Source organism: Amycolatopsis sp. WAC 04182, from assembly GCF_003947465.1.
GTDB lineage: Bacteria > Actinomycetota > Actinomycetes > Mycobacteriales > Pseudonocardiaceae > Amycolatopsis.
The window spans coordinates 224815-238047 of sequence record NZ_QHJJ01000001.1 but is presented as its reverse complement, the minus strand read 5'-3'; the positions used below and the strand labels follow the sequence as shown (position 1 = coordinate 238047).

11 protein-coding genes are annotated in these 13233 nt (G+C 68.6%); 10 read left to right on the top strand and 1 reads right to left on the bottom strand.

The genetic code is table 11. The features are described from left to right. Positions 1–104: 104 nt before the first annotated feature. From DMH01_RS01075 to DMH01_RS01060, 4 genes are read left to right on the top strand one after another with little or no spacing between them, the layout of a single operon-like run. Complete coding sequence (locus DMH01_RS01075) at positions 105–500, top strand: GntR family transcriptional regulator (protein WP_125673252.1); 396 nt, start codon at positions 105–107, stop codon at positions 498–500. Further along, entirely contained in the window at positions 497–1360 is an 864-nt protein-coding gene (locus DMH01_RS01070) for an ABC transporter ATP-binding protein (protein WP_125673251.1), read from the top strand. Before DMH01_RS01075 ends, DMH01_RS01070 begins: the two co-directional genes overlap by 4 nt. 10 nt (positions 1361–1370) lie before the next feature. Next, complete coding sequence (locus DMH01_RS01065) at positions 1371–2159, top strand: ABC transporter permease (protein ID WP_125673250.1); 789 nt, start codon at positions 1371–1373, stop codon at positions 2157–2159. A gap of 14 nt (positions 2160–2173) precedes the next feature. After that, positions 2174–3094 (top strand): ABC transporter permease, encoded by a 921-nt coding sequence (locus tag DMH01_RS01060; protein ID WP_125673249.1) that lies wholly within the window; start codon positions 2174–2176, stop codon positions 3092–3094. A gap of 21 nt (positions 3095–3115) precedes the next feature. On the opposite strand, the gene asnB is transcribed toward DMH01_RS01060, so the two are convergent. After that, positions 3116–4948, bottom strand: coding sequence for an asparagine synthase (glutamine-hydrolyzing) (asnB, locus tag DMH01_RS01055; RefSeq protein ID WP_125673248.1), 1833 nt, complete (start codon positions 4946–4948; stop codon positions 3116–3118). 344 nt (positions 4949–5292) lie between these two features. On the opposite strand from asnB, the gene kdpF reads away from it, so the two are divergent. From kdpF to DMH01_RS01020, 6 genes are read left to right on the top strand one after another with little or no spacing between them, the layout of a single operon-like run. Further along, positions 5293–5394, top strand: a complete 102-nt coding sequence (gene kdpF, locus DMH01_RS01045) for a K(+)-transporting ATPase subunit F (RefSeq protein ID WP_125673246.1) — start codon at positions 5293–5295, stop codon at positions 5392–5394. Between the two features lie 37 nt (positions 5395–5431). Further along, positions 5432–7102: a potassium-transporting ATPase subunit KdpA gene (gene kdpA / locus DMH01_RS01040; protein WP_125673245.1), complete on the top strand. Its 1671-nt coding sequence runs from the start codon at positions 5432–5434 to the stop codon at positions 7100–7102. After that, positions 7099–9192, top strand: coding sequence for a potassium-transporting ATPase subunit KdpB (gene kdpB, locus DMH01_RS01035; RefSeq protein ID WP_125673244.1), 2094 nt, complete (start codon positions 7099–7101; stop codon positions 9190–9192). Before kdpA ends, kdpB begins: the two co-directional genes overlap by 4 nt. Positions 9193–9195: 3 nt before the next feature. Continuing rightward, positions 9196–9807, top strand: a complete 612-nt coding sequence (locus DMH01_RS01030; protein WP_125673243.1) for a potassium-transporting ATPase subunit C — start codon at positions 9196–9198, stop codon at positions 9805–9807. Between the two features lie 5 nt (positions 9808–9812). Next, positions 9813–12398, top strand: coding sequence for a sensor histidine kinase KdpD (locus tag DMH01_RS01025; RefSeq protein WP_125673242.1), 2586 nt, complete (start codon positions 9813–9815; stop codon positions 12396–12398). Continuing rightward, the gene (locus tag DMH01_RS01020) at positions 12395–13096 is read left to right on the top strand and encodes a response regulator (protein WP_034321063.1); all 702 of its coding nucleotides are present in this window, start codon (positions 12395–12397) and stop codon (positions 13094–13096) included. Before DMH01_RS01025 ends, DMH01_RS01020 begins: the two co-directional genes overlap by 4 nt. Positions 13097–13233: the final 137 nt, after the last annotated feature.

The window sequence follows — 13233 nt, the reverse complement described above, 5'->3', positions numbered from 1 at the left end:
GAGTCCCTCAAGGGGGCCTTCACGGCTTTTCGGCGTGATCACTTGACAGGCGCCGACGTCTGCCTGCACCCTTTCACTACTTAATTAGTGAAAGGGTGTTGCCAGTGGTCACCTTCCACCTGGACAAGGGCTCGGGCGTCGCGACGTACGTCCAGCTCGTCCAGCAGGTCAAGAACGCCCTCCGCCTGGGATTGCTGGAGCCGGGGGATCGGCTGCCGACGGCGAAGGAGGTGGTCGCCGAGCTGGCGATCAACCCCAACACCGTCCTCAAGGCCTATCGCGAGCTGGAGCGCGAAGGGCTCGTCGAGGGAAAGCCGGGCCTCGGCACCTTCGTCCAGAAGACGCTCGGAGGCGCTTCGTTCGCGGAGCACACCCGCTTGCGGAAGAGCCTCGGAGCGTGGGTCCGCGACGCGCGCGAATCGGGGCTGGATCAGGAAGACGTCGAGGCGCTGTTCACCTCGGTGGTGGTCGATGGCTTTCGAGGGGAGCGGACGGCATGACCGATGAATCCGTCATCGAGGCGACCGGACTCGGCAAGCGCTACCGCCGCAAGTGGGCGCTGCGCGACTGTTCTCTCGCCGTCCCGAAAGGGCGCGTCGTCGCGCTGGTCGGGCCCAACGGCGCGGGCAAGACGACCTTCCTGCACCTGGCTGTCGGACTGCTCGACGCGACCCTCGGCTCGGTCTCGATCCGGGGTACCTCCGCCTTCCTCGCGCAGGACAAGCCGTTGTACTCGGGCTTCAGCATCGCGGAGATGCTCGAGTTCGGCAGACGCCTGAACCCCGGATGGGACGACGAGTTCGCGCTCAAGCGCATCGATGCGCTCGGGCTTCCCTTGAAACACAAGGTCGGCAAGCTCTCCGGCGGGCAACGCGCGCAGGTCGCGCTCACCCTCGCTCTCGCGAAACGCCCGGACCTCCTGGTGCTCGACGAGCCGCTCGCGAACCTCGACCCGCTGGCCCGCCACGAGGTCATGCGCGGCCTGATGGAGGCGGTCGCCGAAACCGGGATGACCGTCCTGCTCTCGTCCCACGTCGTCTCCGATCTGGAGAACACCTGCGACTGGCTGATCGTCCTCAACGGCGGCCGCGTCCAGGTCAGCGGCGACATCGACGAACTCGTCGCCGGGCACCGGACCTTCGTCGGCCCGGTCGAGGAGGCCGACGCGCTGGGCAGGCGCGTCGCGATCGTGGACGAGGCCAGGGCGGGCAGGCAAGCGACCGTTTTCGCCCGGACGGAACCGGTCCCGCTGGGTCCACAGTGGACCGAGCGGCCGGCGAACCTGGAAGAGCTGGTGCTCGCCTACCTGCGGCGGCCCGAATCCGCGAGCCTGCCTCGTCCGACACTGGCTTCGGCGTAAGGGGGGAACGATGCTCTGGCTCACCTACCGTCAGCACCGGATGCAGCTGCTGATCACCGCCGGTCTGCTCGTCGCCGTCGGGATCGTCCTGCTGGTCAACGGGAACGCCGCGGCGGACAGTCCGGCCCCGGCGAAGCTGTTCGCGGATCTCTACCAGTACCTTTCCTGGCTTCAGGTCGTCCCGGTGGCGATCGGTGTCTTCTGGGGCGCGCCGCTGGTCGCGGCCGAATTCGAACGCGGCACCACGAAACTCGCCTGGACCCAGTCGATCTCACGGTTCCACTGGCTCGGGGTGAAACTGGGCCTCCTCGCCGTTCTCGCCACCCTCGGCGGGCTCGCGTTCGGCGCGATGATGCAGCGCTGGGTGGCGGTCTTTCCCACCGATCGCGGCGACACCGACTTCACCAGCCGGTTCGACAACCCGGTCCTGTTCGCGATGACCGGCGTCGCACCCGGCGCGTGGTGGCTCTTCGGGTTCGTGCTCGGCACCGCCGCGGGCGCGCTCATCCGCAAGACCCTGCCCGCGATCGCCGTCACCATCGCGGTGTCGGTCGGACTGATGATCGGCGTGAGCAACGTCCGTGACCACTACGCGGAACCCCGGCTCGTCGCGCTGGGCACGGAACCCGTGGGCCGGGTCGTCGAGATGATCAGGGACGCCGCCGGCGAGATCACCGCGCTCAAGATCCTGCCCGCGGACTGGTACTGGCGCTTCCAGTGGACCGAGGCCGCGATCCTGACGGGTGTCTCGCTCCTGCTCGCCGTCGCCGCCACCTTCGCCATCCGACGCCGCTCCTAGAAAGGCACAGCTTCTTGCTTTGGCTCACCTGGCGGCAGCACCGCACCCAGCTGCTCGTCACCTTCGGATTCCTCGCCGTGCTCGGCGGGATCCTGCTCCTGTCCGGGCAGATCGCCGCCGACGCCGCGAACGGCAAGACCTCCTTGTACTGTCACGGCGGCGGCGTCCCGTGCCGTGAGTACGACGCGGGGCTGGAGGATCTCTATCAGAAGGCCTACCCGCTGGTCGTGCTGGTGCCGTTCGTTCCCTTGCTGGCAGGCGTCTTCTGGGGCGCGCCGCTGCTCGCCAGGGAGTACGAGCGCAATACCCACCGGCTCGCGTGGACGCAGTCGATCGGCCGCGGGCACTGGCTGGCCGTCAAGTTCGGCGTTCTCGCCGGGTGCGCGATGCTGGCCGGGCTCGCTTCGGGGCAGATGTTCGGCGCGTGGCTGGAAATGTTCCCCGGCAAGGCGGAGAGCTTCGCCGAGACGTCCTACTTCGGTGCGCTCGGGGTCGCGCCCGCAGCCTGGTGGTTGTTCGCCTTCGTCCTCGGCGCGGCGGCCGGGGCGCTCGTGCGCAAGACCTTGCCCGCCATCGCGATCACGGTCGCGGTGTTCCTCGCGGCTGCGATCGCCTTGCTGCTGCTGAGGCCGCATTACGCCGAGCCGGTGCGCACGATCGGCGCGGATCCGGCCACGCATGGGGCGCTGATCGTCAAGCTGGGCCGGGTCACGCCGGACGGCCGCGAGACGAGTTCGCTGGACGACGTGCCCGGCTGCCCGGTGGGGCTGGGGAAGAACGCGTGCGCTCAGGCGGCGGGATATCAGGACTTCACCGTCTACCAGCCCGTCGACCGGTTCTGGCGGTTCCAATGGACCGAGGCGGGCATCCTGCTCGCCGCGACCGCGGTGCTCGGGGGCATCGCGGTAGGGGGCACGGTCCGCCGCCGTCGCTGAGACGGCGGCGGACCGGGGTGCTCAGTCGAGCCGCAGTTCGGGCCGGTACAGGTCGAACCAGTGGTAGAGGTCCAGCGCCCGGTCGATCCCGGAGCGCTGAGCCGACGACATCGTGGCCGGGTCCACTTCGGACACCCGGTGCAGCCAGTCGCGGTCCACCAGTTCGAACACCGGATTGTCGCGTTCGGTCAAGGCCTCCTTGGCCTGCTGCTGCAACGCGGCCGCGTAGCCGGGGTCCTGAGTGGACGGGTACGGGCTCTTGACCCGGTCCCGCACGGACGTCGGCAGCACATGTTCGGTCGCGTGCCGAAGCAGGCTCTTTTCCCTGCCGTCGAACGTCTTCAGCGACCACGGCGTGTTGTAGACGTACTCGACGAGGCGGTGGTCGCAGAACGGCACGCGCACCTCGAGCCCGACGGCCATCGACGCCCGGTCCTTGCGGTCCAGCAGCATCCGCACGAACCGGCTCAGGTGCAGGTTGCAGACCGTGCGCATCTTGCGGTCCTGCTTGCTCTCGCCGTCGAGGTGCTCGACCTGGGCGACGGCGGTGGCGTACTGGTCGGCGATGTAGCCGGGCAGGTCGAGCTTCTCCTGGACCTCGCCGCGCAGGAGGGCGCCCCGCTCGCTGGTGAGCCCCATCCGGAAGGCGAGCCAGGGGAACGTTCCCGAGTTCACCGCGGCTTCGTCGTGGAACCAGCGGTATCCGCCGAAGACCTCGTCGGCGGATTCGCCGGACAGTGCCACCGTCGACTCCGCGCGGATCGCCTTGAACAGCAGGTACAGCGAGGTGTCCATGTCCCCGAGCCCGGCCGGGATGTCTCGCGCGGCCAGCACCTTGCGGCGGACCTCCGGATCGCTGAGCTCGGCCGGGTTCAGCACGACGTCCTTGTGGTCGGAGCCGACCAGCTGCGCGACGTCGCGGATGAAGGGCGAGTCCGGGGTGTCCCGCACCTCGTCCGGTTGGAAGTTCTCCTCCTGGCCCTGGAAATCGACGGAGAACGTGCGCAGCCGCTCGCCCTGTTCGGCCAGCCGTGCGGCGGCGAGACCGGTGACGGCGCTGGAGTCGAGCCCGCCCGACAGCAGGACGCAGCGGGGCACGTCGGCGATCAGCTGACGGTGCACGATGTCCGTCATCAGCTCGCGCACCCGCTCGACCGTGGTCTCCTGGTCGTCCGTGTGCTGCTTCGCGTCGAGCTTCCAGTACGTCCGCGTGCGGATCCCGGAGCGGTCGACCGTGACGATCGTGCCCGGCCCGACCTCGTGCATGCCCTTCCACAGCGACCAGCCGGGGGTCTTGGTCATGGCCATCAGCTCGCGCAGGCCGTCGGTGTCGACCACCTTGCGCGCCAAGGGGTTCGCGAGGATCGCCTTCGGCTCGGAACCGAAGAGGACGCCGTCCGGGGTCGGGTAGTAGTAGAACGGCTTGATGCCCATGCGGTCGCGGATCATCACGAGCTTCTCGTCGCGCTCGTCCCAGATCGCGAAGGCGTACATGCCGTTGAGGTGGTCGACGACCTCGTCGCCCCACTCCAGGTAGCCGTGGAGCACGACCTCGGTGTCGCTGTCGGTCTCGAACTTGTGCCCGCGCTTGAGAAGTTCCTCGCGCAGCTCGGTGAAGTTGTACGCCTCACCGCTGTAGACCATCGCGGCCAGCCCCGCTTCGGCCATCGGCTGCCTGCCGCCCGGCAGGTCGATGATCGCCAGCCGCCGGTGGCCCAGCGCCACGTTCGGCCGGACCCAGGTGCCCGAGTCGTCCGGTCCGCGGCATGCCATGGTCTCGGTCATCGCGTCGACGACCTCACGGCGTTGGGTCAGGTCCGTGTCGAAGGAGACCCACCCTGCGATTCCGCACATCGCTACCTCCCGGTGATTAGTTAGCGCATACAACTATCCGTAACACCGGTGTAACACGCTTCGTGTCGCTTGTCTGCCCGAATTGCACGCTCCGTCCGCAGTACGTCACGGTCTGTGGGGCACGTCACCGGGCATCAAGAAGTCGTAAAGACACCCGATCGGGGCATCAAGAGGGCGTCATGTCGTGGTCGCGATGGTCTGTACCAGGCGCAGTGTTGCGGGGTCCTGGTCACCGATGGGGTGACCTGTCCTGAGAGGTGCCTAGTGGCCGACTTGCTCTATGCCGTGCTCCTGATCGGCGTATTCGTGGTTCTCGCCCTGACCCTTCGCGGTCTGGAAAAGCTGTGATCGGCACGGGCACCGTGGCCAACGTCGTCGGCGGGCTGCTGGCGCTGGGGCTGATCGTCTATTTGTTCATCGCACTGGTCAGGCCGGAGAAATTCTGATGCGTCCCGACGTACTTGTTCCCGCGGAGGGACTGGAATGACAGACACCGCGGCCGGCCTCCTGCAGGCCGGCCTCTTACTCGTCGCGCTCGCCGTGGTCTACCGGCCACTGGGCGATTACATGGCGCGCGTCTTCACTGTGTCTTCTGTCGAGAAGCACACCAAGGCCGAACGCGGCCTGTATCGCCTCTTCCGGGTGAACCCCGGATCGGAACAGCACTGGAAGACCTACGCGTCCGCCGTGATCGGCTTCTCGTTCGTCTCCGTCGTGCTCCTGTACCTGCTTCAGCGGCTTCAGGCGATCCTGCCGTGGAGCCTGGGCAAGGAACCGGTCTCGCCGGCGGTCGCCTTCAACACCGCAGTCAGCTTCGTGACCAACACGAACTGGCAGTCCTACAGCCCCGAAGCGACCATGGGTCACTTCGTGCAGATGGCCGGCCTGACCGTGCAGAACTTCCTGTCCGCCGCCGTCGGCCTTTCGGTCGCCATCGCGGTGGTCCGCGGCTTCGTCCGCTCGAAGACCGACCGCCTCGGCAACTTCTGGGTGGACCTGACCCGCGGCACGATCCGGATCCTGCTGCCGATCGCGTTCGTGGCGGCGATCGCGCTGATCGCGCTCGGCGTCGTCCAGAGCCTCAAGAGCGGTGTCGACGTCCTCAACCCCGACGGCAGCACGAGCAAGATCGCGCTCGCGCCCGCCGCGAGCCAAGAGGCCATCAAGGAACTCGGGACCAACGGTGGCGGCATCTTCAACGCCAACTCCTCGCATCCGTTCGAAAACCCGAACGCCTGGACCAACCTGATCGAGATCTTCCTGATCCTGGTCATCCCGGTCTCGCTCACCCGCACGTTCGGCAAGCTCGTCGGCAACACGCGCCAGGGTTACGTCCTGCTGTCGGTGATGGCCGGGCTGTTCACCGCGATGCTCACGGTGACCTGGCTGTCCGAGGCCAACGCGAGCGGCCCGGCGTCGCTGGCCGCCGGGGCCAATCTGGAGGGCAAGGAACAACGGTTCGGCATCGGGCTGAGTTCGCTGTTCGCCAACGCCACCACCGGTACGTCGACCGGGGCGGTCAACGGCATGCACGACAGCTACAGCGGGCTCGGCGGGGGCGGAACGCTGCTCAACATGCTGCTGGGCGAGATCTCGCCGGGCGGGGTGGGCACCGGTCTCTACGGCATCCTGGTGATGGCCGTGATCGCGATGTTCCTCGCCGGGCTGATGGTCGGCCGGACACCGGAATACCTGGGGAAGAAGCTCGGCAAACGCGAGGTCACCTGCGCGGCCGTCTCGATGCTCGCGATGCCGACCGTGGTACTGCTCGGCTCCGGTATCGCGCTCATGCTGGCCGACACCCCGGCCGCCATGACCAACTCGGGCGCGCACGGCCTCTCCGAGGTCCTCTACGCCTACGCCTCGGCGGGCAACAACAACGGCAGCGCGTTCGGCGGGCTCACCGTGACGAACGACTGGTTCCAGTCCTCGCTCGGCGTCGCCATGCTGCTCGGCCGGTTCGTCCCGATCATCGCCGTACTGTGCCTGGCCGGATCCCTTGCCTCGCAACGGAAGGTCCCGGAGACCGCCGGCACGCTGCCCACCACCGGACCGCTCTTCGGCACGATGCTCGCGGGCACGATCGTGCTCGTCGCGGCCCTCACCTTCATCCCGGCGCTCGCGCTCGGGCCCATAGCGGAAGCACTGGCATGACCGTCACTCAAGAACGCAGTCCCGAAGAGACGACACAGCACCACGTCGAGAACACCGGCCGCGTCGGCGCGGGGATCTTCAGCCCCCGCCAGCTGCTGACCTCGCTCCCGGAGGCGCTGCGCAAGCTCAACCCGAAGCACCAGCTCGGCAACCCGGTCATGTTCGTGGTGTGGATCGGTTCCGCGCTGACCACGGTCTTCGCGATCACCGATCCGAGCGTGTTCACCATCCTCATCACCATCTGGCTGTGGTTCACCGTCCTGTTCGCGAACCTCGCCGAGGCCGTCGCGGAAGGCCGGGGCAAGGCGCAGGCGGAATCCCTGCGGCGCAGCAAGAAGGAGACCGTCGCCCGCCGTCTCACCGAAGACGGCGACGAGGAAACCGTGCCGGGTGCCGACCTGCGCGTCGGCGACCTGGTGGTCGTCGAGGCCGGGGAGGTCATCCCCGGTGACGGTGACGTCGTCGAGGGCATCGCGACCGTCGACGAATCGGCCATCACCGGCGAGTCGGCCCCGGTCATCCGCGAATCGGGCGGCGACCGGTGCGCGGTCACCGGCGGCACCACGGTGCTCTCGGACCGGGTCGTCGTGAAGATCACCACCAAACCCGGTGAGTCCTTTGTAGACCGCATGATCGCGTTGGTGGAAGGCGCTTCCCGGCAGAAGACGCCGAACGAGATCGCGCTGACGATCCTGCTCTCCACACTGACGATCATCTTCCTGCTCGCCGTGGTGGCGTTGCAGCCGATGGCGGGCTACTCCGGCAGCCAGCAGTCCGTGATCGTGCTGACCGCGTTGCTGGTCTGCCTGATCCCGACGACGATCGGCGCGCTGCTGTCCGCGATCGGGATCGCGGGGATGGACCGGCTGGTGCAGCGCAACGTGCTCGCCACGAGCGGCCGCGCGGTGGAGGCCGCCGGCGACGTCTCGACGCTGCTGCTGGACAAGACCGGCACGATCACCTTCGGCAACCGCAAGGCCACCGAGCTGATCCCGGTCGGACAGTCCACTATGGACGACATCGCCAAGGCCGCCCGGTTGTCGAGCCTCGCTGACGGCACGCCGGAAGGCCGTAGCATCGTCGAACTCGTCGCGAGGGAACACGGGCTCGCGGAGACGGCGTCCGCCGACGAGAAGCTCGCGGACTTCGTCGAGTTCACCGCGCAGACCCGGATGAGCGGCATCGACATCGGCGAACGGCAGGTCCGCAAGGGCGCCACCGCCGCGGTGCGCGAGTGGGTCCGCGAACGCGGTGGCGACATGCCGGACGAGACTGAAAAGGTCGTCGACGAGATCAGCCAGCAGGGCGGGACCCCGCTGGTGGTCGCGGAGTACGACGGCGCGAAAGCGTTCGTGCGCGGCGTGATCCGGCTGTCCGATGTGGTCAAACCAGGGATGAAGGAGCGGTTCGTCCAGCTCCGCGCCATGGGCATCAAGACCGTCATGATCACCGGGGACAACCCGCTCACCGCCAAGGCCATCGCGCAGGACGCGGGCGTCGACGACTATCTCGCCGAGGCCAAGCCCGAAGACAAGATGGCGCTGATCAAGAAGGAGCAGGAAGGCGGGCGGCTGGTCGCGATGACCGGCGACGGCACCAACGACGCCCCCGCGCTCGCGCAGTCCGACGTCGGCGTCGCGATGAACACCGGGACCTCCGCCGCCAAGGAGGCGGGGAACATGGTGGACCTCGACTCCGACCCGACGAAGCTGATCGAGATCGTGGAGATCGGCAAGCAGCTGCTGATCACCCGCGGCGCGCTGACCACCTTCAGCGTCGCCAACGACCTCGCGAAGTACTTCGCCATCCTGCCCGCGATGTTCACCGGCATCTTCGCCCAGCTCGGCGCGCTCAACGTCATGCAGCTGGCGACACCGAAGTCGGCGATCCTCTCGGCGGTCATCTTCAACGCGCTGATCATCGTCGGGTTGATCCCGCTCGCCCTGCGCGGCGTCCGGTACAAGCCGTCGTCGGCCTCGGCGCTGCTGCGCCGCAACCTGCTGGTCTACGGCCTCGGCGGCATCGTCAGCCCGTTCCTCGGGATCTGGCTGATCGACCTGCTCGTCCGTCTCATCCCTGGAATCGGGTGACTCATGAACGCACTGTTGAAGCAGACCCTCGCCGGGCTGCGTGTCCTGCTCGTCTTCACGGTCCTGCTGGGTGTGGTCTACCCCCTGGGTGTCTGGGCGGTCTCCCGGATCCCCGGCCTCGAAGGCAACGCGGAGGGCTCGATCATCACCCAGGACGGGCAGGCCGTCGGCTCGTCCCTGATCGGCATCGACCCGGTCGCCGCCGACCCGGCCAAGGACCCGTGGTTCCACAACCGTCCGTCCGCGGGCTCGAAGGACGCCCTCGGCCCCGGCGACCCGTCGTCGTCCGGCGCGTCGAACAAGGGCCCGTACAACGAGGACCTGGTCGCCGCGATCGGTGAGCGCAAGAAGCTCATCGCCGCCCGCGAAGGTGTCCAGGAGTCGCAGGTGCCCGCGGACGCGGTGACGGCGTCGAGCTCCGGGATGGATCCGGCGATCAGCGTCGCCTACGCCGACCTCCAGATCCCGCGAGTGGCCAGGAACACGGGCCTGTCCGAGGAGAAGGTCCGGCAGCTCGTGGCCGACAACACGAGCGGCGCCGGGATCGGTGTGCCGGGCGTCAATGTGCTGAAGGTCAACTTGGCCGTGCGCGACGCGGCCGGAGGAGCACACTGACAGACGTGGACGAGAACACGACCAAGCCGCGCCGGGGTGAGCTGAGGATCTACCTCGGCGCGGCCCCGGGCGTCGGCAAGACCTACGCGATGCTCGGCGAGGCGCGGCGACGCCTCGATCGGGGCACCGACGTGGTCATCGGCCTGGTCGAGACGCACGGGCGGAAGAAGACCGCGGAGCTCGTCGAAGGGCTGGAGACCGTGCCGCGCCGCCGGTCGGCGCACCGGGAGCACGAGTTCGAGGAGATGGACCTCGACGCGCTGCTCGCCCGCGCCCCCGAGGTCGCCGTGGTCGACGAACTCGCGCACACCAACGTGCCGGGTTCGCGCAACGAGAAGCGCTGGCAGGACATCGACGAACTGCTCGCCGCCGGGATCGACGTCCTGTCCACGGTCAACGTGCAGCATCTGCAGAGCCTCAACGACGTCGTCGAGCGGATCACCGGCGTCACCCAGCAGGAGACGGTGCCCGACGAGGTCGTGCGGCGGGCCGAGCAGCTGGAGTTGGTCGACATAACGCCCGAAGCGCTCCGGCGGCGCCTGGCGCACGGCAATGTCTACCCGGCCGAGCGGATCGACGCCGCGCTGGGCAACTACTTCCGCCCCGGCAACCTCACCGCGCTGCGGGAGCTCGCGCTGTTGTGGGTCGCCGACCAGGTCGACGTCGCCCTGCAGCGGTACCGGGCCGAGCAGAAGATCACCGACACCTGGGAAGCACGCGAACGGGTGGTCGTGTCCATCACCGGCGGCCCGGAGAGCGAGACGCTCATCCGGCGCGCGAGCCGGATCGCGAACCGCGCCGGCGCCGAACTGCAGGTGCTGCACATCCTGCGGGGTGACGGGCTCGCCGGGATGGGGCCGACGGCGGTCGGCAAGTACCGGAAGCTGGCTGAAGAGGTCGGCGCGACCTTCCACACCGTCGTCGGCGACGACGTGCCGACGGCGCTGCTCGACTTCGCGCGCGGGGTGAACGCGACCCAGCTGGTGGTCGGGACCTCGCGGCGGTCACGGGTGGCGAGGCTGTTCGACGAGGGCATCGGCGCGGCCGTGGTCCAGCGGTCCGGCCCGATCGACGTCCACATGGTCACGCACGCCGAAGCGGGCGGACGGCTGCGCGCCCGGTTCAACCGGAGCCCTTTGACGCCCTCACGCCGCCTGACCGGATGGGTGCTCTCGCTGGTGCTGCCGGCGCTGGCGACGCTGCTCGGGGTCCTGCTGAGGGATCAGCTCGACTTCTCCACCGACGTGGTCGACTACGTCCTCGCGACGGTGCTGGTCGCGCTCGCGGGCGGGCTCGGCCCCGCCTTGCTCGCGGCGGTGTTCTCGGCGGGACTGCTGAACTTCTTCTTCACCCCGCCGCTGTACAACCTGACCGTCCACGAACCGCGCAACGTGATCACGCTGGTCGCGATGGTGCTGGTGGCGGTCCTGGTCGCGGCGGTCGTCGACACGGCGGCCCGGCGTGCGACGCAGGCCGCGCGAGCGCGGACCGAGGCCGCTTTGCTCGCTTCGTACGCGCGGACGGTGCTCACCCACACCAACCCGATCGAGCGGCTGCTGGAGAAGGTCCGCGAGAACTTCGGCCTGACTTCGGTGACCCTGCTGGAAAAGCGGGACGGGAAGTGGAAACGGGTGGCGAGCGCCGGCACGGATCCGTGCGCCGACCCGGACCAGGCCGACGCCGACATCGCCGTCACCGCCGACGTCCACCTGACGTTGCGGGGGCGCGCGCTGCCCGCGTCGGACCGGGGAGTGCTGGAAGCCGTCGCCGGGCAGGCATTGCTCGCCCTGCGCCAGCAGCGGACGGCGAAGGCGGCCATCCGCGCCGAGCGCAAGGCCGAGGCGACCGAACTCCGTACGGCACTGCTTTCCGCCGTGGGACACGACCTCCGGACGCCGCTGACGTCCATCAAGGCGGCCATCGGCAGCCTGCGCGCGACCGACATCTCACTGTCCGAAGAGGACACCGACGAACTGCTCGAAGCGATCGAGGAATCGGCGGACCGGCTGGCCGGGCTGATCGACAATCTGCTCGACTCCTCCCGGCTGGCGACCGGCGCGGTGCGTCCGCACCTGCGCCCGGTCGGCTACGACGAGGTCGTCTCGCACGCCCTGTCCAATGTGGACAACTCGGCCTCGGTCGTCGTCGCGATCGACTCGCGGCTGCCCTCGGTCTGCGCCGATCCCGGTCTGCTGGAACGGGTGGTGGCGAACGTGATCGACAACGCGCTGCGGCACGGGAGGTCGCGAGAGCCGGTCTCGGCCCGCGCCAGCACGCATTCGGAGCACGTCGAACTGCGTATCGTCGACCACGGGCGCGGGCTCAAGAAGGGCACCGCGGACTCGGCGTTCGCGCCGTTCCAACGGCTCGGGGGAGACCGGGACAGCGTGCCCGGCGTGGGACTGGGGCTGTCGGTCGCCAAGGGGTTCACCGAGGCGATGGGCGGGCGGATCCGGGCGGAGGACACGCCCGGCGGCGGGCTCACCGTCGTCATCTCGCTGCCCGCATATGTTGGTCAGGATCCGGAAAAGAGCCTCCTCGCGTTCGACGAAGAGGGCCTCGAGAACGAAGAGGAGGAGCGAGTGCGATGAGCGCAGACACCGCGTCGGCGACCGTGCTGGTCGTCGACGACGAACCGCAGATCGTGCGAGCCCTGCGGATCAACCTGTCCGCCCGCGGCTACAAGGTGATCACCGCGCACGACGGGACGGCCGCGCTGAAGGCCGTCGCCGAGACCAAACCCGACGTCGTCGTGCTCGACCTCGGCCTGCCCGACCTCGACGGCACCGAGGTGATCGCCGGGCTGCGCGGCTGGACGACCGTGCCGATCATCGTGCTGTCCGCGCGCGGCGACTCGGCCGACAAGGTGCAGGCCCTCGACGCCGGCGCCGACGACTACGTCACCAAACCCTTCGGCATGGACGAACTCCTGGCGCGGCTGCGGGCCGCCGTGCGCCGCTCGGCGTCGTCCGGTGTGGACGGTGCGGACGCGGTGGTGGACACGGGATCGTTCCGGATCGACCTCGCGGCGAAGAAGGTGCGCCGGGACGGCAAGGAAGTGCACCTCACCAAGACCGAATGGGGCGTGTTGGAACTGCTGGTGCGCAACCGCGGCCGTCTGGTGGCGCAGAAGCAGCTGCTGCACGAGGTGTGGGGGCCGACCTACGAGACCGAGTCGCACTACCTGCGGGTGTATCTGGCGCAACTGCGGCGGAAACTGGAACCGGAACCCTCACGGCCGCGGCACCTGCTGACGGAGCCGGGGATGGGCTACCGCTTCGAAATGTGAGACCCGGGGAGGGAACGCGTTGCGAAAGCCACTTTCGCAACCTTCAACGTTGCGAAAGTGGCTTTCGCAACTCCTGCCGGGAGGAAGCCACCCGACACACGCCGCAAAAGTAGTGAAGGCCTCCTTCCCTACCCTCA

Bases quoted from the DNA above. Each gene is read 5' to 3' on its own strand.
- DMH01_RS01070 (WP_125673251.1), top strand. From the start codon at position 497: ATGACCGATGAATCCGTCATCGAGGCGACCGGACTCGGCAAGCGCTAC.
- DMH01_RS01065 (WP_125673250.1), top strand. From the start codon at position 1,371: ATGCTCTGGCTCACCTACCGTCAGCACCGGATGCAGCTGCTGATCACC.
- asnB (WP_125673248.1), bottom strand. From the start codon at position 4,948: ATGTGCGGAATCGCAGGGTGGGTCTCCTTCGACACGGACCTGACCCAA.
- kdpA (WP_125673245.1), top strand. From the start codon at position 5,432: ATGACAGACACCGCGGCCGGCCTCCTGCAGGCCGGCCTCTTACTCGTC.
- kdpB (WP_125673244.1), top strand. From the start codon at position 7,099: ATGACCGTCACTCAAGAACGCAGTCCCGAAGAGACGACACAGCACCAC.
- DMH01_RS01030 (WP_125673243.1), top strand. From the start codon at position 9,196: ATGAACGCACTGTTGAAGCAGACCCTCGCCGGGCTGCGTGTCCTGCTC.
- DMH01_RS01020 (WP_034321063.1), top strand. From the start codon at position 12,395: ATGAGCGCAGACACCGCGTCGGCGACCGTGCTGGTCGTCGACGACGAA.